Origin of the sequence: Streptomyces sp. NBC_01471, from assembly GCF_041438865.1 — a bacterium.
Lineage (GTDB): Bacteria > Actinomycetota > Actinomycetes > Streptomycetales > Streptomycetaceae > Streptomyces.
The window spans coordinates 5,900,302-5,921,714 of sequence record NZ_CP109450.1 but is presented as its reverse complement, the minus strand read 5'-3'; the positions used below and the strand labels follow the sequence as shown (position 1 = coordinate 5,921,714).

Genomic DNA, 21,413 nt, shown 5'->3' with positions numbered 1-21,413 from the left:
CATGGCCAGGCTGTGATGCCGCCGTGACCGGTCTGCCGGAATGAGATCTGAATCACGACACAGGGGGGTATAAGTCAGGTAAGCCTCGGTTAAGTTAGGGCTGCCTCACTCGACCATTCACCCAGCGTGGAGCCCCTATGCGACCCGTCCGACTCTCCGTCGTCACCGCCGCCACGGCCGTGGCCGCTCTGACCGCCGTCACGGGCTGTGCCGAGAAGAGCGACGCCAAGGCGGGTGGCAGCGGCACCGTCTCCGTCACCGCGAGCGACTCCTCCTGCAAGGTGTCCAAGACCGAGTTCCCGGCCGGGCACGTGCAGTTCGCCCTGGAGAACAAGGGGTCCAAGGTCACCGAGGTCTATCTGCTCTTCCCGGACGACCGCATCGTCGCGGAGCGCGAGAACATAGGCCCCGGCCTGAAGCAGACCCTGACCGCCGAGGTGAAGGCCGGTTCGTACGAGATCGCCTGCAAGCCCGGGATGAAGGACAACGGCATCCGCCAGAAGGTCACCGCCACCGGCGGCCAGGCCGTCAAGCGCGACCCGAAGCTGGACGCCGCGGTCGCCGCGTACCGCAAGTACGCCCAGGAGCAGGCCGACGCGACGCTGCCCAGGGTGAAGGTCTTCACCGACGCCATCCGCAAGGGCGACCTGGAAACCGCCAAGAAGGCGTACGCCCCCTCGCGCATCGGCTGGGAGCGCACCGAGCCGGTCGCCGAGTCCTTCGGCGACATCGACCCGAAGACGGACACCCGCGCGGACGGCCTGGAGAAGGGCCAGAAGTGGACCGGCTGGCACCGCCTGGAGAAGTCGCTCTGGCAGGACAAGAAGATCGGCGCCACCGAGAAGTCCCTCGCGACCGAGCTGGACACCGACCTGGCCGACTGGCAGAAGCGCGTGGGCACGGCCGCGATCACCCCGACCTCGATGGCCAACGGCGCCAAGGAACTGCTCGACGAGGTCGCCACCGGCAAGATCACCGGTGAGGAGGACCGCTACAGCCACACCGACCTGGTCGACTTCAAGGCGAACGTCGAGGGCGCACAGCAGGCGTACGAACTGCTGAAGCCGGTCGCGTCGAAGAACCAGCCGGCGCTGACCAAGGAGCTGGACAAGCAGTTCACCGCGCTGAACTCGCTGCTCGACCACTACCGCAAGGACAAGACCTCGTACGACTTCACGCCGTACGACAAGGTCTCCGAGGCGGACCGCAAGCAGCTGTCGGACGCCGTCAACGCCCTGGCCGAGCCGCTGTCGAAGCTCGCAGCGGCCGTGGTCACCAAGTAGATGTCCCGCACGGACAAGGCGGCCGGGCAGCAGACGGCCGGGCAGGAGAGGCAGGAGCACGTCATGGCTGACGAGAGCAGCGTCCCTTCCCCGACCGTCCCTTCCCCGACCAGGCGTTCCCTGATCGGCTGGGGCGGTGCCGGACTGGCGGTCGGGGCGGTGGCGGCGGGCGGTGCCGTCGCCGCGCTGCGCACCGGCGACAGCACCGCTCCGGTGGCGGAGTCCGGCGCGGCCGTGCCCTTCCACGGCGCGCACCAGGCCGGTATCGCCACCGCGGTCCAGGACCGGCTGCACTTCGCGTCGTTCGACGTGACGACGGACGACCGCGCCGAGCTGATCCAGCTGCTCAAGGACTGGACGGCGGCGGCGGCCCTGATGACGCAGGGCCACACCGTGGGCGACGGGGCGTACGGCGGTCTCGCCGAGGCCCCGCCGGACGACACCGGTGAGGCGCTCGGTCTGAAGCCGTCCCGGCTGACGCTGACGGTGGGCTTCGGCCCCAAGCTCTTCGAGAAGGGCCGGTTCGGCCTGTCGGACCGGCGCCCCGAAGCTCTGGTCGATCTGCCGGAGTTCCCCGGTGACAATCTCGAAGCGACGCGCAGCGGCGGGGACTTGTGCGTCCAGGCATGCGCGGACGACCCGCAGGTCGCGGTGCACGCGATCCGCAACCTGGCCAGGATCGGCTTCGGGAAGATCGCGATCCGCTGGTCGCAGCTGGGTTTCGGCAAGACCTCGTCGACCACCCCGGACGCCCAGACCCCGCGCAACATGATGGGCTTCAAGGACGGCACCCGGAACATCTCGGGCACCGACACGGCCGCGCTGAAGCAGCATGTGTGGGCGGCGGAGAAGGGCGGGGCGGCCTGGATGACCGGCGGCTCCTATCTGGTGGCCCGCCGCATCCGGATGCACATCGAGACCTGGGACCGCGCCTCGCTCCAGGAGCAGGAGGACGTCTTCGGCCGTGACAAGGGCGAGGGCGCGCCGGTCGGCAAGGCCAAGGAGCGCGACGCGCCGTTCCTGAAGGCGATGCTGCCGACCTCGCACGTGCGGCTCGCCCATCCGGACAGCAACCACGGGATCCGGATCCTGCGCCGCGGCTACTCCTTCACCGACGGCACGGACGGCCTGGGGCGGCTGGACGCGGGGCTGTTCTTCCTGGCGTACCAGAAGGACACCCGCCAGGGGTTCATCCCGCTGCAACGTGGCCTGGCCCGCCATGACGCGCTCAACGAGTACATCCAGCACGTGGGTTCGGCGCACTTCGCCGTCCCGCCGGGTGTCCGTGACAAGAGCGACTGGTGGGGCCGTGCGCTGTTCGCCTGACCGTGCTGCCCGTGCTGCCCGCCTGACAACAGCCACAGACATCCCGTCGTTCTCGTAACCCGGTTCTTGCAACCAGAAAGGACCCGACGTGTTCGGCAACTATCTGATCGGTCTGCGCGAGGGGCTCGAAGCGAGCCTGGTCGTGTGCATCCTCATCGCCTATCTGGTCAAGACCGGCCGGCGGGACGCGCTGCGCCCGGTGTGGATCGGTATCTCCACCGCGGTCCTGGTGGCGCTCGCCTTCGGCTTCGCGCTCGAATTCGGTTCGCAGGAGCTGACGTTCAAGGCCCAGGAGGGGCTCGGCGGTTCGCTGTCGGTCGTCGCGGTGGGCCTGGTGACCTGGATGGTCTTCTGGATGCGGCGCACCGCGCGGCACCTCAAGGCCGAACTCCACGGCAAGCTCGACACCGCGTTGCAGATGGGCACGGGCGCGCTGGTCGCGACGGCGTTCCTGGCCGTGGGCCGGGAGGGCCTGGAGACCGCGCTGTTCATCTGGTCCTCGGTGCACACCTCGACCGACGGCGCCCAGGGGCCGATGATCGGGGCCCTGCTCGGCATCCTCAGCGCCGTGGTGCTCGGGTGGCTCTTCTACCGGGGCGCGGTCCGCATCAACCTGTCGAAGTTCTTCACCTGGACCGGCGGGATGCTGGTGGTCGTGGCCGCGGGTGTGCTGGCGTACGGCTTCCACGACCTCCAGGAGGCCGACTTCCTCCCCGGCCTGCAGAGCCTGGCGTTCGACATCAGCTCGGCCGTGCCGCCGGACAGCTGGTACGGGACGCTCCTGAAGGGCGTGTTCAACTTCCAGCCCGACCCGACGGTGCTCCAGGCAACGGTATGGGTGCTGTACCTGGTCCCCACGCTCGTGTTCTTCTTCGCCCCGGTAGGGTTCACCACGTCCTCGAAGGCAGCGGGATCGCAGGAGCAGAAGGCAACTCATGGGCAGGCTGGGGCGGCTGACAGCGGGGCTCGCGACGACGGCGGCGATGTCGCTGACGGCGAGCGGGTGCATGACGGTGCACGGCGAGCTGGAGGTCGTACCGTCAGCGACGAAGGCTGAGGCGGCGCAGGCGCTCGCCGCCTTCACCGTCGCGTACAACAAGGCGGACAAGGCGTACGACCCGGCTCTCGACCAGGGCCGGGTCACCGGTCCGCTCGGAGCCATCAACCAGGCGGGGCTCAAGGCACATCACGTCACCGCTCCGGCCGGGAACGCACAGCACTCGGAACTGAAGCTCACCGACGCGAAGTTCGTCATACCGAAGAAGGCCGGGTGGCCGCGGTGGTTCGTCGCGGACACGGACTCCAACCGGGACCAGGACGGCGGCGGCAGGCTGGACACCCGCTGGCTGGTGGTGTTCGTACGGGACGCGGCCGACCAGTCGTGGCAGGCCGCCTATCTCTCGGTCCTCCGCCCGTCGGCGGTCCCCGACTTCGCCACGGACAAGGACGGCTGGGCACAGCCCGCCGAACCGGCCGACTCCTCGCTCGCGGTGGCTCCGGAGAAGCTCAGCGGCGAGTACGCCGGGTATCTGAAGAACGGGAGCCCGGACCGCTTCGCCCCCGGCAACGACACCACCGTGTGGCGCGCGTCACGGGCGAAGAACGCGAACCTGCCGGGGCTCTCCACCCAGTACGTGGACCGGGCGCTCACCGACGGCGACTACCGGCCGCTGGGGCTGGCCATCCGGGGCGGCGGGGCGCTGGTCTTCTTCTCCACCCGGCACTTCGAGCAGCAGACCGCCGCGAAGGGCCTGCATCTGACGGTGCCCGCGGACGTGAAGGCGCTGATGACCGGTGACGCGAAGAGCACGATCACCAAGGAGCGCGTCTCCAGCCAGGTCGCGCTGGTCCCGGCGAAGGGACAGGTCACGATCCTCAACCGGCTCGCCGGGCTGACGGCGGCGAAGGGCTCCTGAGCCTTACGGGGCCCCGCGGGCCAGGGTTCCCGTGGGATCCGGGGACGCTGTCTGCCGCCGTGTACGGGTCGCGCGCCGGCCCGCCTCGGGCGGGCCGGCGCGGTGCCGGTCAGCGGCCGAGGGGCCACGCCACCGCGTGCGCGTCCTGATCGCCGTCGGCATGGCGTGCGCAGGCGTCGGTGAGCGTCTCCAGCAGGGTCAGCGGGTCGGGCAGCGGATGTTCGAGTCCGCGGACCCAGTCCACTCCGGCGCCTCCGGGCAGCCGGGCGGGCGGTACGAGCACATAGCTGCCGCGGCAGTGCCAGCGCAGGCCGGGGTGCTCGTCCATGGTCTCCGGGTGGCAGTCCAGCTCACACGGCCACCACTCGTCCTCGTCCTCGGGCGTACCCCGGGTGGCGGTGAAGAAGAGCATCCGGTCGCTGCCCGACTGGGCGACGGGTCCCACCTGGATCCCGTCGGCGAGCAGTCGCTCCAGCGCGCTGCGCCCCGCGTCGAGCGGCACGTCGAGGACGTCGAGGACCATGCCGGTCGCGGTGATGAAGTTGGCCTCGGGCTGGTTGCGGACCCAGCGCTCGACCTGGGCGCGGTCGGTCGTGGACTGCGTCTGCCAGGCGAAGGAGAGGGGGTGCCTGGCCGGGGTGGGACAGCCCACCCGGTCGCAGGAACACCGGTATCCGACGGGATGGGCGGCAGGCGACAGCGGCAGCCCGGCTTCGGCGGCGGCGACGAAGAGCTTCTCGCGGTTGAGGGGGTCGTCGGGGGACTGTTTGGGGCGGCGGCGCAGCCACTGGGTCATCCTGCTCGCCGGGCCACGGTCTCGGCCGAACTCTGTTCCCATCTATCCCCTCACCTCGCCGCTTCTGCTCATGCTCCACGGACCCTCCATGCTGCCACCATCCTGCGCCCCGGGTGACCACACTTACCGGCCGGGGTGGTTCAGCCACCGTCCGGACGGGCCCCGATGCCGCGGAGCACCTGGTCCACACAGGTGTCGGCGAAGGCGTGGGTGAGCGGAGCGGTGCGCTGGAGCCAGCGGTGGGTGAGCGGCCCGACCAGCATCTCCACGGCGATCCTGAGGTCCACGTCCGGACCGATCTGCCCGGCCGCGACACCGGACCGCAGCCGCTCCTCGTACAGCCCGAGGGCCGGTTCGAGCAGCTCGCGGGTGAAGCGCCTGCCGAGTTCCGGATCGGTGGCCCCGGCCGCGGTCAGAGCGCGGGCGGGGGCCTCGTACCTCTCGTCGTTGAACTGGTCGACGGTGAGCCGCAGCACATGCTTGAGGTCGGCGGCGATGTCCCCGGTGTCGGGGAAACCGCCCCACTCGCCCTCGGTCTCGGCGTCCCCGGCGAGGGCGACCGACGCGTCGAGCAGGACGGCCGCCTTCGACGGCCACCAGCGGTAGATCGTCTGCTTCCCCACTCCGGCCCGGGCGGCGATGGACTCGATGGTCAGCTTGTTGTAGCCGACCTCCCCGACCAGGGCGAGCGCCGCGTCGAGGATCGCCCGGCGTGAGCGTTCGCTGCGGCGGGTGGCGTCCGGTGCCCTGCCGGGCCGCTTCACTTCGGGGGACGGGTCGGGGGACGGGGAGTCGGCCATGGAGGGGAATCTAACATCGGCGGATCCGATACGTATCGTCTCGATTTCCGGGTGATGTGCCGCCTCCGTACCCCATGCCGCGCGTGCCCTGCGGGCGGGCCCCCGGCCACGCTGGGTGAACCACCCGATCGGTGCACAGCGCGCGGGCCCCGCAGGGCGGACCATGGCAGCAGCCGGCTGCACACCCGCAGCCCATGTCCGCCGTGAGGAGCCCTCATTGCCTCGTGACGCCAGACCCCGGCGCTATCTGATGTGCCCACCGGCACACTTCAGGGTGACGTACTCCATCAACCCGTGGATGGACCCTTCAAAACCGGTCGAACTGCCCCTGGCCCTCGCCCAGTGGGAGATCCTGCGCGACCGCTACCGCTCGCTCGGCCACACGGTCGAGATCCTGGACCCCGGGCCCGGCCTGCCCGACATGGTCTTCGCGGCCAACGGCGCGACGGTGATCGACGGGCGCGTGCTCGGCGCCCGCTTCGCCCACGCGGAGCGCGCCGATGAGGCCGAGGCGCATGTGGAGTGGTTCCGCGCACACGGCTTCACCGGGATCCACCGGCCCGCTCATGTGAATGAGGGCGAGGGCGACTTCGCCGTCACCGCCTCGTACATCCTGGCCGGGCGGGGCTTCCGCTCCAGCCCGCTCTCGCACGACGAGGCCCAGGAGTTCTTCGGCCGCCCGGTGATCGGCCTCGATCTGGTCGACCCGCGCTACTACCACCTCGATACGGCGCTGAGCGTCCTGGACGACGCGGCGGACGAGATCATGTACTACCCGGACGCGTTCTCACCCGGCAGCCGTTCCGTCCTGGCCCGGCTCTTCCCCGACGCACTGATCGCGGCCCCGGAGGACGCCGCGGCGCTGGGGCTCAACGCGGTGAGCGACGGCCGTCATGTGCTGCTGCCGCAGGCCGCCGTCGGCCTCTACGCACCCTTGCGGGCCCGCGGGTTCGAGCCGCTCGGGATGGATCTGAGCGAGCTGCTCAAGGGCGGCGGCAGCGTCAAGTGCTGTACGCAGGAGCTGCGTTCGTAGGCCAATCCAGCCGAAGCCAGTGCCGCATCAGGCGTGGGGCGGCGGCCAGGCGTCGCCCCACGCCGTGTCCCTGGCCGCGCGGTAGAGATCGCCGTGGCGCTTGGAGACGGTCTCGCGGGTGAGGCCGCCCGTCTCCGTGCACAGTTCCAGCTGGACCAGGCCCTTACGGATCTGCGGTTTGCGTACGACCCGGGCCGGGACGGTCGCCACCTCGCCCCGGAACGCGGCGACATAGCTGAACTTCTCGTCCTCGTACGCCAGCGAGCCGCCCTTGACCTTCCGGTGCAGCGAGGACCTGCTCACCCGGGCCGAGAAGTGGCACCAGTCGGTGCCGCGCTCGATGGGGCAGGCGTCGCTGTGCGGGCAGGGTGCGGCGGTCCGCAGTCCGGCCGCGGTCAGCCGGTCCCGGGCCGCCATGATCCGCAGATAGCCGTCGGGTGTGCCGGGTTCGACCACGACGACCGCCTGGGCCGCCTGCGCGGCCGCGTCCACCACGGCGGTGCGCCCGGCCTCGGTCAGCTCACCCAGGACGTACGAGACCGTCACCAGATCAGTGCTCTCCAGTGTGAGTCCCGGTCCGATACGAGAGCGCTGCCAGTCGGCCGCGCGCAGCGCGGACGAGCCGGAGCGCTCGGCGAGTTCACGGCCGAGCACGAGCGCGGGCTCCGCCCAGTCCAGCACGGTGGTACGCCGGGTCCCCGCGCTGTCCACCCCGTCCGGGCCGTCCCCCGCGCCGCGCACGTCCGGGTCGTCCCAGGCCCCCGCCACCGCCCAGCTCGCCGCACCGGTGCCCCCGCCGACATCCGTGTGCCGGGCGGGCACCCACCCGGGCACGGCGGCCCGGAAGGCGTCGAGAGCCGACCGTACGGCTTCGAACGTGGCGGGCATCCGGTACGCGGCGTACGCGGCGACGTCCGAGCGGTCGCGCAGGAGCGGGGTTCCGGTGGGGGTGGTCCCCCGGTAGTTGGCGATCAGCCGCTCGACGGCCTGGGCGGCCTGTTTGGGCGGCAGCCCGTCGAGGAGCCCGGCGAGGGCGGTGCGCAGGGCTTCGGCGGTGGGGAGGGAGTCGTTCACCGGAGGAGTCTAGGCCCGAGTCGGCCCGCGTCAGCACGGACCGGCACCACCGCAGGGCCTGCGGAACCCTGCTCCTGGGAAGCCCCGACTCCGTCAGGCGCGCTGGAAGGCGAGCACGGCGTTGTGCCCGCCGAAGCCGAAGGAGTGGCTGACCGCGCGCGACACCCGTACCCGGCGGGGCTGTTTGGTCACGCAGTCGATGTCGAACTCGGGCGCGGGGGCGGTCAGATTGGCGACCGGCGGGACGAGTCCGTGCTGAAGAGTGAGGACGGTCAGCCCGGCCTCGATGGCGCCCGCCGCACCCATGCAGTGACCGAGCACACCCTTGGGCGCGGTCACCGGGGGCCGGTGCGGATAGGCGCGGGCGATCAGCCCGGCCTCGGTGGCGTCGTTGAGCAGGGTCGACGTGCCGTGGGCGTTGACATGGCCGACGTCCGCAGCGCACCAGCCCGCGTCGCGCAGAGCCGCGTCCACCGCGGCCCGCGCGACGGAGCCGTCGGGCCGGGGGCTGGTCGGGTGGTACGCGTCGGTGGTGGCACCGGTCCCGGCCAGCAGGGCGCGCGGGGCGACGTTCCGGGACAGTGCGTCGGCCTCGCGCTCCAGGACCATGACGGCCGCACCCTCCCCCATCACGAGCCCCCGCCGGTCGGCGGCGAACGGGCGGCTGATGGCCGGGGGTTCCTCCCCGGCCCGCACCGCACCGGCCCCCGACCGTGCGAAGCCCGTCACGGCCAGCCGGTCGATGATCGATTCGGTGGCACCGGCGACGGCGATGTCGCACTGCCCGGTGACCAGCAGATCGCGGGCCACCGAGAGCGCGGTGGCCCCGGACGAGCAGGCGGTGCAGGGCGCCAGACTCGGCCCGGTGGTCCGCAGCCGGATGGCGACCTCGGCGGCCGCCATGTTGGGGACCGTGAGCAGGGTGCCCAGGGGCGAGATCCCCTCGGGCCCCCGGCGCTCCAGGGCGACCGACTGCTCGTACAGTCCGGTCGAGCCCGCGCTGCTGGTCCCGATGACGACGGCGACCCGGGTGCCGTCCCAGTCGGCCGGGGAGAGTCCGGCGTCGGCGACGGCCTCCTCGGCGGCGAGCACCGCGAGCCTGACATAGCGCCCCATGCGGTAGACGGTCCGCCCGCCGACGGCTTCCGCCAGGTCGATTCCGGTGACCGGGCAGGCGAAGTCGATGGCGCAGCCTTCGAGTCCGGGAACGGTACGGGCGGTGGAACGGCCCGCACACACACCGAGCCAGGTGGAGTCCGTGTCGTTGCCGGCCGGGGTGATCATGCCCAGACCGGTGACGGCGACAGGAGGGAACGTCATCGGGCGCCGGCCGCGGTGGCTTCGGTCAGGAACTCGCTGATCCGCCCGAGCGTGGCTCCCTTGTAGGCGGAGTCGGCGTCGGCTTCGACACCGAGCGTCTCCTTGACGATGACCCCGAGCTCCGCGACGGCGAGGGAGTCCATCTCCAGGTCGTCCATGGTGGCCTCGGGACGGAGTTCGACGGCGGGGACCTTGAAGGTGTTGGTCAGGACATCGACAAGGGTCGGGTGCAGCTCGGACATGACATTCCCCTTCAGACAAAACGGACGGACTGATAAAGCCGACGCGCGGGCCGGGCTGACAAGGCGAACTTACAAAGCAGACTGAATACGGATGAATCGCATCTCATGGACATCAGTCCAACGGCTGAATGATCTTCTGGTTACGCGGTGAGGGAAGGTTTTTTCACCCGGCGGGAACCGGCACCGGACGCCGTACCCGAAGCTCAAGCGGCGCCGGGCCGCCCCTCCGGGCGGCACCCCCGGTCCGGACGGCACAGACGCGACAGCACATGGACGGTGCCCCAGTACCCGAACAGAACCGCGCGCAGCATGAACCGGTTCACCGCCGCACCTGCCCGGCCGTACGGTGCCAGGGGCCCTCGGGGTCGTCGTACACCGACGCGTACCCGGCTTCCGTGACCGGCACGTCCGCCAGCCACTCGTCCGGCAGGTCGAACGCCCCGGTCAGCACCTGCGCCTGCCTCGCGACCCGGGCAGTGAGCCGGTCGGCCTCGGCCGGGAGTGCGCTGATGTGGCGGCCCTCGACGAAACCCTCGTTCAGCAGATCACCGCTCCGGGGCGCGATGCGCTCCAGGGCGAACAGCCGACCCAGGGTGTGCAGCAGTTCCCCGGCGGCGGAGCCCGGCGGGAGCGCGTCCGCGGCCTCCGCGACAGCCTCGGCCGCCCGGAGCTGGATGTGGGCGGTGGCAGCCCGCAGCGCGGCGGTCGCCCCCGCGTTCCACCGGCCGAGCGCGTCCCCCGGCGCGGCCTCGCGCATCGCGGCGCGGGCCCGGTCGAGTTCGACGCACTCGACGGCCGCGAGCAGCTCCCGGAGGAAGACCGGATCGGTCAGTTCACGGCCGGCCGGGTCGGCGGGCGGCCGCGCCGGGCGGTGGCCCGACACCATCCCGGCCGCCGCCTTCGCGTGGATGGCGAGGTTGTCGCCCTCGGCGGTGATCGCGCCTTCGATGCCGGTCACCAGCGCGGCGAGACCGTTGTTCTCCAACAGCCCCTGCGCTCCGCACCGTTCGCGGCACTCAGTGATGACAGCGCGCGCCTCCCAGGTGATCCACGCCTTGGCGAGAGCGACCAGCCGCTCGGCCTCCGCCCGGCCGGCCCCGTCGTGCCGCGCCCCGTCGTGCTCCGTCCAGGTGCGCAGGACCGTGCGGTGCAGCAGCGTCATCGCGTACGCCGTGGCCAGCGCGCCCGAGAGGGGGGCGTAGTGGCTGCGGTGCGCCATGACGGACACCCGCTCGGGTGCCCGTACCCCGCCGATCAGCCGGTGCGAGCCGTGGCGGACCGCCACCGCCAGGGCCGCCCGTGCGGAGCCCACCGCGCAGGCGCTCATGCTCAGCTTTCCCGCGGTGACCCGGCCGATCGACAGCAGGAAGCGGCTGCGCCGGTTGACCACGTCGCTGCTGAAGACGCCCTCGGCGTCGAACCGGCCCTGTACCCCGGAGAGCAGCGCATCGCGCGGGACGAAGACACCGTCGAAGGAGGTCAGGCAGTGGTCGATCACGCTGCCCATGCGCCGGGGCAGTCGCCTGACGCGTACGCCGGGCAGCGGCCCCCGCGCCCCGGTCAGCGCGGTCAGGAACAGGAAGACCCCGAGGTCCCTGCCGTCGACCAGCAGCCGGGCCGCCACCACTCCGCTCTTGGGGCCGCCCGCCGTACTGGTGTTGGGCATGAACTTCTGCGCGCCCGCGTGCGGGGTGCGCAGCAGGAATCCGTCCCTGGCCCGGTCGTATGCGGCGGTCGTCTCCAGCGCCGTCGCGTCGTTGCCGTGGTCGAGCTCGGTGCAGAGGAAGGTCCCGACCCGGGTCAGGTCCGCGAAGTCGGACAGATCCCGCCGTACCTCGCCGTCATGGTCCAGCAGGCTGCCGAGGAACAGGTTGTAGTGGATGCCGGCGACCGTGGTCAGTTCGGTGTCGACCGGGCTGAGCCACTCGTGCAGGTTGGCCAGGGACACCGGGTCGGCGGCCAGCCGGAAGGCGCTGTCCAGCGTGGAGTTGAGGGTGCGCAGCCGCTCGTACGCCAGCCGCAGTTGCGCATCGGGTGCCAGACCGGACCTGCGCCGGAAGGGCTCCGTGGTGAGGAGGGCGCGCCAGGGGCCGTGGGCGGCCCGGTGGTCGTCGCCGAACAGCGCCCGGACGAGGTCACCGCGTACGGCGGAGCCACCGTCGCCGGCTCCGGTGCGGGCGGCCACAGGGGTCGTGGTCAGGGTTTCGGCCGTCATTGCCTCACGCTCCACGCTGGAAGGCCAGCACCACGTTGTGTCCGCCGAAGCCGAAGGAGTGGCTGACGGCCCGCTCCACGGGCTCGCGGCGGGCTTGCTTGGTCACACAGTTGAGGTCGAACTCGACAGCGGGGGCGTCCAGGTTGGCGATCGGCGGGATGACGCCCTCCTCCAGGGTCAGTACGGTCAGCGCGGCCTCGATGGCCCCGGCCGCCGCGAGCGAGTGCCCGAGGACGCCCTTGGCCGAGGTCACCGGCGGCCAGTGCGGGAAGACCCGCGCGATCATGGCGGCTTCCATCGCGTCGTTGAGCGGGGTGGAGGTGCCGTGCGCGTTGACGTGTCCGACGTCGTACGGACTCCAGCCGGCGTCCCGCAGCGCCTCCTCGACGGCTCTCTGCGCGCAGCGGCCGCGCGGGTCCGGGGCGGTGGGGTGGTGCGCGTCGGTGGTGGCGCCCACCCCGGCGAGCAGGGCCCGTGCCCGGTGCCCGCGGGCCGCCGCGTCGGCGGACCGCTCCAGGACCAGCACCCCGGCTCCCTCGGCGATGACGAACCCGTCCCGGTCCCCGGCGAACGGCCGGGACGCCCCCGCCGGGTCGTCGCAGCGCCTGGACACCGCGCCCATCTGCGCGAATCCGGACACCACGAGCGGCTGAAGCACCGACTCCGCTCCCCCGGCCACCACCACGTCGCACTGCCCGGAGGCCAGCAGATCACGGGCTACGGCGATGGCCGTGGCACCGGACGCGCAGGCGGTGGCGGGCGCCAGGCTCGGTCCGTACGCCGACAGGGCGATCGCGACCTCGCCCGCGGCCGCGTTGGGGATCATCATCGGCACCAGCAACGGGGAGACCGCGCCCGGCCCTTCGCTGTCCAGCCGCAGAGCGTTGTCGGTGAGTGCGGAGACTCCGCCCACGCCGACACCGATGACAACCCCCACCCGGCCGCCGTCCCAGCCCGCCGGGTCGAGCCCGGCGTCGGCGACGGCCTGCCGGGCGGCGATCACCGCCAGTTTGACGAACCGGTGCATCCGCCAGGTCTTCCGCCCGCCGATCTCGGCGTCCAGGTCGACACCGTCCACCGGACAGCCGAAGTCGACCGGCAGGCCGCGCAGTTCGGGCAGCCGGCGGGCAGTGGGACGGCCGGCGCAGACCTCTTCCCAGGTCTCGGCCGCGCCGGCGCCACCCGGGGTGATCATCCCCAGTCCGGTCACAGCGATCTCGGGTGTCCTCATGAGAGCTCCTCGGAGAGTGCGGCCGCGGCGGGCCGCACGGCGGTGGTACGGGAAGCGGGGGAACGGGAAGCGGTGGCCCGGACAGCGGCGGGGGCGGCGGGGGCCACGGGTGGACCGGCCCAGCGCAGCGCGGCCGACCCCCAGGTCAGGCCGCCGCCGAAGGCGGTCAGCAGCACGCGGTCGCCGGTCCGCAGGGCACCCCTGGCGTCCGCGTCGGCGAGCGCGAGCGGAATGGAGGCGGCGCCGGTGTTGCCGACGCGGTCCAGGTGGATCACGCACCGGGCGGGGTCGATGCCCAGCCGCTCGGCGACCGCGCTCAGGATCCGGCCGTTGGCCTGGTGCGGTACGAAGTGGTCGACCTGTCCGGGGTCCCAGCCCAGCTTGGCGAGGAGGGCCCGGCAGGAGCCGGTCATCCGCTCGACGGCCTGCTGGTAGACGGCTCCGCCGCGCATCCGGAAGTAGCCGTCGCCCGGTGCGGCCTGCTCCTGCGACGACCGCGCCCGGGAGCCGCCGCCCGCCACGCTGATCAGGTCGTGTCCGGCGCCGTCGCTGCCCAGGTCGAAGCCGAGCAGCTCGCCGGGCGCTCCGGCGGGGCCCGCGGCGACCAGTGCGGCGCCCGCGCCGTCGCCGAAGACGACCCCGGACCTGTGGTCGTCCGGGTCGAGCCAGCCGGAGTACGTGTCGGCGCCGGCCAGCAGGACCCGCTCGGCGATTCCGGCGGCCACCAGGCCCTGGGCGCAGGCCAGCCCGTAGATGAAGCCGCTGCACACCGCCGACACGTCGACCGCGCCGACGGAACCCAGGCCCAGCCGGGCGGCGACGGCGGGAGCCGTGGCCGGACACGGGTGGTCGGGGGTGGCCGTCGCCAGGACGAGCGCGTCGACCCGCGGATGGCCCGCGCGCTCCAGGAGCAGCCGGGCCGCTTCGTATGCCAGGTCCCCGGTGGAGACGCCGGGTCCGCTCCGGTGGCGGGCCGTGATCCCCGTCCGGCTCCGTACCCAGTGGTCGTCCACACCCCAGTGCGCGGGTAATGCGTCGTTGGTCACGCGCCACGGTGGCACCCACCCGGCCACCGACTCGACCAGAGCCACCCCGTCCCCCCTCATTTCGTACGCTGTCTGCGGCAGCAGAACGGCGTACGGGGGGCAAGAGTTTCGCAGCACGGGGCCGAACGGGTGGCCCTTGTTCATTCGTTCGAAGTGTGGGTCCGTACCGTCATGACCTGCGACGCTGCGGCGCGGAGCGGCCGGGCGGCGGACGCGGGCGCGCCGCCGCTCCGGACCGTCTACCGCGTGGTGGCCACCGCGGGTGCCCGGCGCCGCCACGGCCGGCACAGCACCAGGAAGGAGGTCGTCGCACCCACCCCGCACACCAGCTGGACCACGGCCATCGGGGCGGCCGTCGCCTCGCCCGCGATACCGACCAGCGGGGACGCCACCGCGCCGAGCAGGAAGGTGGAGGAGCCGATCAGCGCCGAGGCCGAGCCTGCGGCGTGCGGGGTGCGCATCAGCGCCTGCGCGTTGGTGTTCGGCATGGCCAGGCCCATCGCCGACATCAGGACGAAGAGCGCCGCGGCGATCGGGAAGAGCCCGACATGGCCGAAGACGCCGGCCGTCATCAGCAGCAGCGCCGTGGCGGCGAGTGTGATGACGGTCAGCCCGAAACCGAGCGCCTTGTCCAGGCTGACCCGGCCGACGAGCAGCTTGCCGTTGATCTGGCCCACCGCGACCAGCCCGACCGAGTTGATCCCGAAGAGCAGGCTGAACATCTGCGGCGACGCGCCGTAGATGTCCTGGACGACGAAGGGCGACGCGCTGATGTAGGCGAAGAGCGCCCCGAAGGCCAGACCGCCGGCGATCAGATAGCCGGTGAAGACCCGGTCGGCGAGCAGTGAGCGCATCGTCCGGAGCGCGTGCCCGACACCGCCGGTGTGCCGCCGCTCGGGCGGCAGCGTCTCGTGCAGCCACTTCCACACCACGAGGGTCAGGAGCGTGCCGACCACGGTGAGTACGACGAAGACTCCGCGCCAGTCGGTGATCTGGAGGATCTGGCCGCCGATGAGCGGGGCGACGATCGGGGCGACCCCCGAGATCAGCATCAGGGTGGAGAAAAACCGCGCCATCTCCATGCCGTCGTAGAGATCGCGCACCACCGCACGGGCGATGACGATGCCCGCGGCGCCCGCCAGACCCTGCAACAGCCGGAAGGCGATGAGCAGTTCCACGCTCGGCGCGAAGGCGCAGACCGCGGTGGCGGCGACGTAGACGGCCATGCCGATGAGCAGCGGCCGCCGCCTGCCCCACTTGTCACTCATCGGCCCGACGACGAGCTGGCCGAGCGCCATACCGATCAGGCAGGCGGTGAGGGTGAGCTGAACGGTGGCGGCGGGCGAGTGCAGCGCGTCCGTGACCTGGGGCAGCGCGGGGAGGTACATGTCCATCGAGAGCGCGGGCAGCGCGGTGAGCCCGCCGAGGACGAGAGTGACCAGGATTCCGGTGGTGCGGGCGACGGCAGGGGTGGGGAGCCCGGTGCGTATGTGCTCCGGGGAAGAGGTCTTCGGCATCCCCCCATGCTCTCAGCTCACAGCGTGTGGTAAAGACGGCCCGGACCTGGACGGGCGCACGCACCGGACCTGCCCTGTCGTAATCTGCGCCCCCATGAACACCAACACATCTCGCAGAACAGCAGTGGTCACCGGCGCGGGCTCCGGCATCGGCCGCAGTGTCGCCCTCACCCTGGCCGATGCGGGCTGGTCGGTGGCGCTGGCCGGGCGCCGCACGGAGAAGCTGGCCGCGACGGCCGCACTCACCGGGGGCGAGACCTTCCCCGTGGTGACGGACGTCACGTCCCCGGACGAGGTGGGGGCGCTCTTCGGTGCGGTGCGGGAGCGCTGGGGACGGCTGGACCTGCTCTTCAACAACGCGGGCATCTCGGGCCCCGGCGGGGTGCCGGTGGAGGACCTTCCGTACGAGGCGTGGCGGCAGGTCGTCGACACCAACCTGACGGGTTCGTTCCTGTGCGCGCAGGCCGCCTTCCGGCTCATGAAGGAACAGGACCCGCAGGGCGGCCGGATCATCAACAACGGCTCCATCTCCGCGCACGCCCCGCGCCCGGACTCGATCGCGTACACCGCGACGAAGCACGCCCTGACGGGCCTGACCAAGTCCCTGTCCCTGGACGGCCGTCCGTACCGCATCGCCTGCGGGCAGATCGACATCGGCAACGCGGCCACCGAGATGACCGAGCGGATGCGCAGCGGCATCAAGCAGGCCAACGGCGAGCTGCTGGCGGAGCCGGTGATGGACGTGGCGGACGTGGCGCGCACGGTGCTGCACATGGCGGAACTGCCGCTGGAGGCGAACGTGCAGTTCGCGACGGTGCTGGCGACGGCGATGCCGTACGTGGGACGCGGCTGAGCCGGGCGGCGGGGCCGGGTCCGGGGTGCGATCAGCTGGGAAGTCCGGGGAGTTGGCGGAAAGGGGACGCAGCGGTCCCTCCTGCCCTCTACACTCCGGTACTTCAAAGCTTCTTCACATTTCCCACACCAGGAGCGCACCTTGCGCATACGTTCCACGGCCCCCGCCGCACTGCTCGTCACCGCCCTCGCGGGGGCGCTGCTCGCCACCGCCCCGAGCGCTTCGGCGGCCACCTCGCCCGTACAGATCAGCAAGGTCCAGTACGACTCGCCGGGCAAGGACACCCGCAGCAACAAGAGCCTCAACGGCGAGTGGGTACGGCTCCAGAACCGGAGCAGGTCGACCGTCAGCATCAAGGGCTGGAAGGTGACCGACGCGAGCCGGCACACCTACACGTTCGGCAGCGTCACCCTCAAGCGGAACCAGTCGGTCACCGTGTACACGGGCAAGGGCACGAACACCACGGCGTCCAAGTACCAGGGGCGTGGCGCGTACGTGTGGAACAACGACCGCGACACCGCGACGCTGACCGACTCCAAGGGCAAGAAGAAGGACAGCGTCTCGTGGACGCGCCCCGGCAAGGGGTACGTCACCAGCTGACCGCCGCACCGGCATGACAGGGTGCCGTTCATGGACGAACACGCCTGGACCACCGTCGCTCAACTCCACGCCTGGCTGGCCGAGTCGGCCTCCCGGCCCCCTCATGAGGAGACCCTGCTCCGGATCCTCAAGCTCTCCGAGGAGGTCGGCGAGGTCGCCCAGGCGGTCATCGGCGCCACCGGCCAGAATCCGCGCAAGGGCACATCGCACAGCTGGCAGGACGTGGAGGCCGAGCTCTGCGATGTGATCGTGACGGCGATGGTGGCCCTGCGCACCCTGACCCCCGACGCGGCCGGGGTCTTCGCCGGTCATCTGGAGCGGGTCGCGGACCGCTCCCTGAACCGGCCGGAACCCGCCGGGGAATGACCGCGGCGGCGCGGCGGTTGGCGACGGACATGACATCACGCGCCCAGGACCGCCCCGAGGTACTCCGCTACACCGCGTTCTCGGCCGACCCCGCCGGAGGCAACCCCGCCGGGGTCGTGCTGGACGCGGCCGGTCTCGACGACGCGGCGCAGCTCGCGATCGCGGCGGAGCTCGGATACAGCGAGACCGCCTTCCTGACCGCGCCGCCGGCGGGACTCGGCGGGGAGCAGGGGCGGGCCTTCACCGTCCGGTACTTCAGTCCGCGGGCCGAGGTCCCCTTCTGCGGGCACGCGACGGTCGCCGCCGCCATCGCCTTCGCCGAACGGCACGGCCCCGGTGATCTCCTGTTCGCCACCCCCGCGGGCACGGTGCCGGTCACCGTGGCCGAGGTGGACGGCGCGCTGCGGGCGACCCTGACGAGCGTCGAGCCCGCCGTCCTCGATGTGAAGGACGACGACCTCGACGAAGCACTCGGCGCGCTCGGCTGGCAGCGGTCCGAGCTCGACCCGGCCTTCCCGCCCCGGATCGCCTACGCGGGCGCGCGCCATCTGGTGCTGGCCGCCGCGACCCGGTCCAGGCTGGCGGACCTCGCGTACGACTTCGACCGGCTGACCGCGTTCATGCACAGCCTTGACCTCACCACGCTCCAGCTGGTGTGGCGGGAGTCGGAGACGGTCTTCCACGTCCGGGATCCGTTCCCGGTGGGCGGGGTGGTCGAGGACCCGGTGACCGGGGCCGCAGCCGCGGCGTTCGGTGCGTACGCGCGTGAGCTGGGTCTCGTGGCGGAGGACGCGGTTCTCACCCTCCACCAGGGCACGGACCTGGGCCGCCCGGGCGAACTGGCGGTCGCCCTGCGGGCGGGCGACGCGCGAGTCCGGGTGAGCGGCACCGGCACCCGTATCCCGGAGGACGGCTGACCGGGGGCGGCCGGGCACAGTGCCCGGCCGCCCCGGTGGGCGGCTCAGTGCTTGCGGGTGCGGCGCGGCCGGCGGTTGCGCAGGGCCACCGTGCCGACGGCGAGCAGTGCGGCCGCCCCGCCGCCCGCGCCGAAGAGCGGCCATGAGGACGAGGAGCCGCCGGATCCACGGGATCCGGCCTGCGCCGCGTTCGGGCCCGGCGCCGGGGCGGCCGAGGGGCGTCCGCCCTCGCTGACCGGGGCGACGAGCGTGCCGACCGGGGTGACCCGGCCCGCCGCCCGGAAACCCCAGTCGAGGAGCGCCGACGTGTCCTTGTACACCTGGTCGTACCCGTTCACCGGATGCATGACGGTGACCAGCAGGGTGCGGCCGTCCCGGGTGGCGGCGCCGGTGAAGGTGTTGCCCGCGTGCGTGGTGTAGCCGTTCTTGACGCCGATCATGCCCTTGTACACGCCGAGCAGCCGGTCGGTGTTCTGGATCTGGAACTTCTTGCCGCCCCGGGCGGGGAACTCGGCGGTCCGGGTCGCGCAGTAGCCCCGGAAGTCAGTGTTCCGCAGCCCGTGCCGGGCGAACAGCGACAGGTCGTACGCCGATGACACCTGGCCGGGGTGGTCGTAGCCGTCCGGGCTGACCACATGCGTGTCGAGGGCCTGCAAATCGACGGCTTTCGCCGCCATCTCGCGCACGGTGGCGGGCACCCCGCCGTTCATGGCGCTGAGCACATGGACTGCGTCGTTGCCGGAGCGCAGGAAGACCCCGTGCCACAACTGGTCGACGGTGTACGACGTACCGGCCTCGACGCCCACCAGGCTGCTGCCCTCGGGTATTCCCGCCAGATCGGCAGCGGTGACCCGGTGTTTCAGCGCCTTGCCGAACTTGGGGAGCACGGTGTCCGCGAAGAGCATCTTGAGCGTGGAGGCGGGCGGCAGCCGGCGGTGCGCGCGGTAGGAGGCCAGCACCTCCCCGTTCTCGTAGTCCGCGACGAGCCACGACTGGGCGGCAAGGTGCGGAAGCCGGGGTGCGCCGCCGAGACTCACCTGTATCCCGTCGAGGCCGAGCCGCTCACCGCCCACGGCGGTGGCAGCCGAGGCCGGTGCGGCCCCGGTGGCAAGAAGAGCGGCGGGCACGGCAGCAGCGGCAAAGCCGAGCACCGCGCGCCGGGAGGGCGAAGCGTCGCTGGTCACTGAGGGATCGTACGAACCGGAGCTGTGCGTGGGTGCGCCGGGGGGTGCGGATCACCCGAAATGCGTCACGCGGTCGAACGGGGCCTGCGACCGCACCACCGCGGTCTCCGGCCCTCCGGTCACTCGCGGGCGGCCTGGCGTGCGCGCGGAAGGAGGTTGCCCGGCGCGGTCCGGACCTGCGAGGATGGGTCGGTTCGGGGCGCGGACAGGACATCCCAAGCTGTGCAGTACGAGGGAGATTTGTCTTGTTGTCCGCGCTGGACATCGACGAGCGCGCCGAGGCCACGTACCGGCCCGTGCCCGATCGATCAGAACCGTGCGCCACCCGGATCGCCACTGCGCAGCCGCAGTTCGCCCGGGACAGGCAGCCGCCGTGCGACTCCTCGATGAGTACGCCGCCCACGGGGGCGTCCCGTCACGACCACATGGATCGCGTGGATCGCGTGGATCCCGTACAGAGGGAGTCGTGATGCAGGAGCTGGAAACGTCTGTGACACCGGTACCGGCCGAGGGGGCCGGGGAGCGCCCGGCCCGCGCGGTGGTGTGGCTCGGACCGGTCCTCGCGACCCTCGCCACGCTCATCTGGTCGGGGAACTTCGTCATCGCCCGCGCCCTGCACGAGGACGTCGCCCCCGTCCAGACCGCGTTCTGGCGGTGGATCATCGCGATGCTGGCCGTGCTGCCCTTCGCCGCGAGGGCCGTCTGGCAGCAACGCCACCTGATCCGCACCCACTTGCGGTATCTCTGCGCGGCCGCGCTGCTCGGCGTCACCTTGTTCAACACCCTGATCTACCAGGCCGGACGGTCCACCAGCGCCACGAACCTGGCGCTGATCGCCGCCGCTTCGCCGGTGCTGATCGTGCTGTTCGGGATGATCGGCCGCGGTGGCGAGAAGGTCACAGGACGGCGCGCCGTCGGCATGGTGGTGGCGCTCGTCGGCGTGATCGCGCTGGTGTCGAAGGGGTCGCTGTCGGTCCTGCTGCACATGGACTTCGCCGTCGGCGACCTGTGGATGCTGGCCGCGACCGCCACCTTCGCCGGATACACCGCGCTCCTGCGCCGCAGGCCGGAGGGGATATCCGGCATCTCGTTCCTGTTCACGACGTTCTTGCTGGGTACGGTGCTCCTCGCCCCCGCCTATGCGGTGAGCCTGGCCGTGCAGGGCGGGTTCACCCCGTCGGGCGGCACGGTCGGCGCCCTGCTCTACATCGGTGTGGCCTCGTCGGCCATCGCGTACTTCACCTGGAACAAGGCCATCGACCTGATCGGTGCGGCGCGCGCCGGCATCATCTACTACCTCCAGCCCGTCTTCGTCGCGATCGTCTCCTACCTGGCCCTCGGCGAGGCCACCAGCGGGATGCAGGTCGTCTGCATGGCGCTGATCATCACCGGTATCGCACTCGGCGCCGGCAAGAAGAAGTGAACCACCGGGCGGGCCCACACCGAGGGGAGGACGCGTCGCTGACGGGTTGCTGACGGGCCGTTGAGGGGAAGGCTGGGCAGGCGGGGCGCGCCCCGGCCCGCCGCCCGCCAAACCCCTTCCCACCAGGGAGAGTTCAACGAAGTGTTGAATCGAACCCGTCAACGCCGGAGCCTTGACAGGGATCCGGCACCGACGGCTACGCTCGACCATCCGGAAAGATCATTCCGCATAGTGGAATAACACGCGCTCACCACTACCCCGGGACGACCCC

General features: G+C 71.8%; 20 protein-coding genes. 10 read left to right on the top strand and 10 right to left on the bottom strand.

What is annotated here, in order from left to right; translation table 11 throughout:
- Positions 1–137: 137 nt before the first annotated feature.
- The 4 genes from efeO (at position 138) to OG285_RS26495 (ending at position 4,525) form a co-directional block, all read left to right on the top strand.
- Positions 138–1,283, top strand: a complete 1,146-nt coding sequence (gene efeO, locus OG285_RS26510; protein WP_371792435.1) for an iron uptake system protein EfeO — start codon at positions 138–140, stop codon at positions 1,281–1,283.
- A gap of 63 nt (positions 1,284–1,346) precedes the next feature.
- Positions 1,347–2,609: an iron uptake transporter deferrochelatase/peroxidase subunit gene (gene efeB / locus OG285_RS26505; protein ID WP_356825253.1), complete on the top strand. Its 1,263-nt coding sequence runs from the start codon at positions 1,347–1,349 to the stop codon at positions 2,607–2,609.
- 88 nt (positions 2,610–2,697) lie between these two features.
- Entirely contained in the window at positions 2,698–3,666 is a 969-nt protein-coding gene (efeU, locus tag OG285_RS26500) for an iron uptake transporter permease EfeU (protein ID WP_356825255.1), read from the top strand.
- Positions 3,593–4,525 (top strand): hypothetical protein, encoded by a 933-nt coding sequence (locus tag OG285_RS26495; RefSeq protein ID WP_356825947.1) that lies wholly within the window; start codon positions 3,593–3,595, stop codon positions 4,523–4,525. The genes efeU and OG285_RS26495 overlap by 74 nt, the downstream gene beginning before the upstream one ends.
- 109 nt (positions 4,526–4,634) lie before the next feature.
- On the opposite strand, the gene OG285_RS26490 is transcribed toward OG285_RS26495, so the two are convergent.
- Positions 4,635–5,363: a bifunctional DNA primase/polymerase gene (locus OG285_RS26490; RefSeq protein WP_356825257.1), complete on the bottom strand. Its 729-nt coding sequence runs from the start codon at positions 5,361–5,363 to the stop codon at positions 4,635–4,637.
- Between the two features lie 98 nt (positions 5,364–5,461).
- Positions 5,462–6,121, bottom strand: a complete 660-nt coding sequence (locus tag OG285_RS26485; protein ID WP_356825259.1) for a TetR/AcrR family transcriptional regulator — start codon at positions 6,119–6,121, stop codon at positions 5,462–5,464.
- A gap of 163 nt (positions 6,122–6,284) precedes the next feature.
- Between OG285_RS26485 and ddaH the strand changes: the two genes are divergently transcribed.
- Positions 6,285–7,154: a dimethylargininase gene (ddaH, locus tag OG285_RS26480; protein ID WP_371792434.1), complete on the top strand. Its 870-nt coding sequence runs from the start codon at positions 6,285–6,287 to the stop codon at positions 7,152–7,154.
- A 27-nt stretch (positions 7,155–7,181) separates the two neighbouring features.
- On the opposite strand, the gene OG285_RS26475 is transcribed toward ddaH, so the two are convergent.
- The 7 genes from OG285_RS26475 to OG285_RS26445 all read right to left on the bottom strand — a co-directional run bounded on the left by OG285_RS26475 (position 7,182) and on the right by OG285_RS26445 (position 15,799).
- Positions 7,182–8,228, bottom strand: a complete 1,047-nt coding sequence (locus tag OG285_RS26475) for a small ribosomal subunit Rsm22 family protein (protein ID WP_371792433.1) — start codon at positions 8,226–8,228, stop codon at positions 7,182–7,184.
- Between the two features lie 93 nt (positions 8,229–8,321).
- The gene (locus OG285_RS26470; protein WP_356825267.1) at positions 8,322–9,548 is read right to left on the bottom strand and encodes a beta-ketoacyl-[acyl-carrier-protein] synthase family protein; all 1,227 of its coding nucleotides are present in this window, start codon (positions 9,546–9,548) and stop codon (positions 8,322–8,324) included.
- The gene (locus tag OG285_RS26465) at positions 9,545–9,790 is read right to left on the bottom strand and encodes an acyl carrier protein (protein ID WP_356825269.1); all 246 of its coding nucleotides are present in this window, start codon (positions 9,788–9,790) and stop codon (positions 9,545–9,547) included. The genes OG285_RS26470 and OG285_RS26465 overlap by 4 nt, the downstream gene beginning before the upstream one ends.
- Before the next feature lie 319 nt (positions 9,791–10,109).
- Entirely contained in the window at positions 10,110–12,005 is a 1,896-nt protein-coding gene (locus OG285_RS26460; protein ID WP_371792432.1) for an acyl-CoA dehydrogenase, read from the bottom strand.
- 4 nt (positions 12,006–12,009) lie between these two features.
- On the bottom strand, positions 12,010–13,236 hold the full coding sequence (locus OG285_RS26455) for a beta-ketoacyl-[acyl-carrier-protein] synthase family protein (RefSeq protein WP_356825272.1): 1,227 nt from the start codon (positions 13,234–13,236) through the stop codon (positions 12,010–12,012).
- A complete protein-coding gene (locus OG285_RS26450; RefSeq protein ID WP_371793626.1) occupies positions 13,233–14,321 on the bottom strand; it encodes a beta-ketoacyl-ACP synthase 3 in 1,089 nt (362 codons plus the stop codon). Before OG285_RS26450 ends, OG285_RS26455 begins: the two co-directional genes overlap by 4 nt.
- A gap of 200 nt (positions 14,322–14,521) precedes the next feature.
- On the bottom strand, positions 14,522–15,799 hold the full coding sequence (locus OG285_RS26445; protein WP_371792431.1) for a multidrug effflux MFS transporter: 1,278 nt from the start codon (positions 15,797–15,799) through the stop codon (positions 14,522–14,524).
- Between the two features lie 94 nt (positions 15,800–15,893).
- Between OG285_RS26445 and OG285_RS26440 the strand changes: the two genes are divergently transcribed.
- The 4 genes from OG285_RS26440 to OG285_RS26425 all read left to right on the top strand — a co-directional run bounded on the left by OG285_RS26440 (position 15,894) and on the right by OG285_RS26425 (position 18,535).
- Complete coding sequence (locus OG285_RS26440; RefSeq protein WP_356825278.1) at positions 15,894–16,652, top strand: SDR family oxidoreductase; 759 nt, start codon at positions 15,894–15,896, stop codon at positions 16,650–16,652.
- A 141-nt stretch (positions 16,653–16,793) separates the two neighbouring features.
- Positions 16,794–17,252, top strand: a complete 459-nt coding sequence (locus OG285_RS26435; RefSeq protein WP_356825280.1) for a lamin tail domain-containing protein — start codon at positions 16,794–16,796, stop codon at positions 17,250–17,252.
- 30 nt (positions 17,253–17,282) lie between these two features.
- Positions 17,283–17,618, top strand: coding sequence for a MazG-like family protein (locus OG285_RS26430; RefSeq protein ID WP_356825282.1), 336 nt, complete (start codon positions 17,283–17,285; stop codon positions 17,616–17,618).
- Positions 17,619–17,647: 29 nt separating this feature from the next.
- Complete coding sequence (locus OG285_RS26425; protein ID WP_371792430.1) at positions 17,648–18,535, top strand: PhzF family phenazine biosynthesis protein; 888 nt, start codon at positions 17,648–17,650, stop codon at positions 18,533–18,535.
- 44 nt (positions 18,536–18,579) lie between these two features.
- Here OG285_RS26425 and OG285_RS26420 read toward each other — a convergent pair whose 3' ends face one another.
- Positions 18,580–19,719, bottom strand: coding sequence for a serine hydrolase (locus OG285_RS26420; protein WP_356825286.1), 1,140 nt, complete (start codon positions 19,717–19,719; stop codon positions 18,580–18,582).
- A 469-nt stretch (positions 19,720–20,188) separates the two neighbouring features.
- On the opposite strand from OG285_RS26420, the gene OG285_RS26415 reads away from it, so the two are divergent.
- On the top strand, positions 20,189–21,142 hold the full coding sequence (locus OG285_RS26415) for a DMT family transporter (protein WP_371792429.1): 954 nt from the start codon (positions 20,189–20,191) through the stop codon (positions 21,140–21,142).
- Positions 21,143–21,413 lie beyond the last annotated feature (271 nt).

Bases quoted from the DNA above. Each gene is read 5' to 3' on its own strand.
- efeO (WP_371792435.1), top strand. From the start codon at position 138: ATGCGACCCGTCCGACTCTCCGTCGTCACCGCCGCCACGGCCGTGGCC.
- efeB (WP_356825253.1), top strand. From the start codon at position 1,347: ATGGCTGACGAGAGCAGCGTCCCTTCCCCGACCGTCCCTTCCCCGACC.
- OG285_RS26495 (WP_356825947.1), top strand. From the start codon at position 3,593: ATGTCGCTGACGGCGAGCGGGTGCATGACGGTGCACGGCGAGCTGGAG.
- OG285_RS26490 (WP_356825257.1), bottom strand. From the start codon at position 5,363: ATGGGAACAGAGTTCGGCCGAGACCGTGGCCCGGCGAGCAGGATGACC.
- OG285_RS26485 (WP_356825259.1), bottom strand. From the start codon at position 6,121: ATGGCCGACTCCCCGTCCCCCGACCCGTCCCCCGAAGTGAAGCGGCCC.
- ddaH (WP_371792434.1), top strand. From the start codon at position 6,285: ATGGCAGCAGCCGGCTGCACACCCGCAGCCCATGTCCGCCGTGAGGAG.
- OG285_RS26470 (WP_356825267.1), bottom strand. From the start codon at position 9,548: ATGACGTTCCCTCCTGTCGCCGTCACCGGTCTGGGCATGATCACCCCG.
- OG285_RS26465 (WP_356825269.1), bottom strand. From the start codon at position 9,790: ATGTCCGAGCTGCACCCGACCCTTGTCGATGTCCTGACCAACACCTTC.
- OG285_RS26460 (WP_371792432.1), bottom strand. From the start codon at position 12,005: ATGACGGCCGAAACCCTGACCACGACCCCTGTGGCCGCCCGCACCGGA.
- OG285_RS26455 (WP_356825272.1), bottom strand. From the start codon at position 13,236: ATGAGGACACCCGAGATCGCTGTGACCGGACTGGGGATGATCACCCCG.
- OG285_RS26445 (WP_371792431.1), bottom strand. From the start codon at position 15,799: ATGCCGAAGACCTCTTCCCCGGAGCACATACGCACCGGGCTCCCCACC.
- OG285_RS26440 (WP_356825278.1), top strand. From the start codon at position 15,894: ATGAACACCAACACATCTCGCAGAACAGCAGTGGTCACCGGCGCGGGC.
- OG285_RS26430 (WP_356825282.1), top strand. From the start codon at position 17,283: ATGGACGAACACGCCTGGACCACCGTCGCTCAACTCCACGCCTGGCTG.
- OG285_RS26425 (WP_371792430.1), top strand. From the start codon at position 17,648: ATGACATCACGCGCCCAGGACCGCCCCGAGGTACTCCGCTACACCGCG.
- OG285_RS26415 (WP_371792429.1), top strand. From the start codon at position 20,189: ATGCAGGAGCTGGAAACGTCTGTGACACCGGTACCGGCCGAGGGGGCC.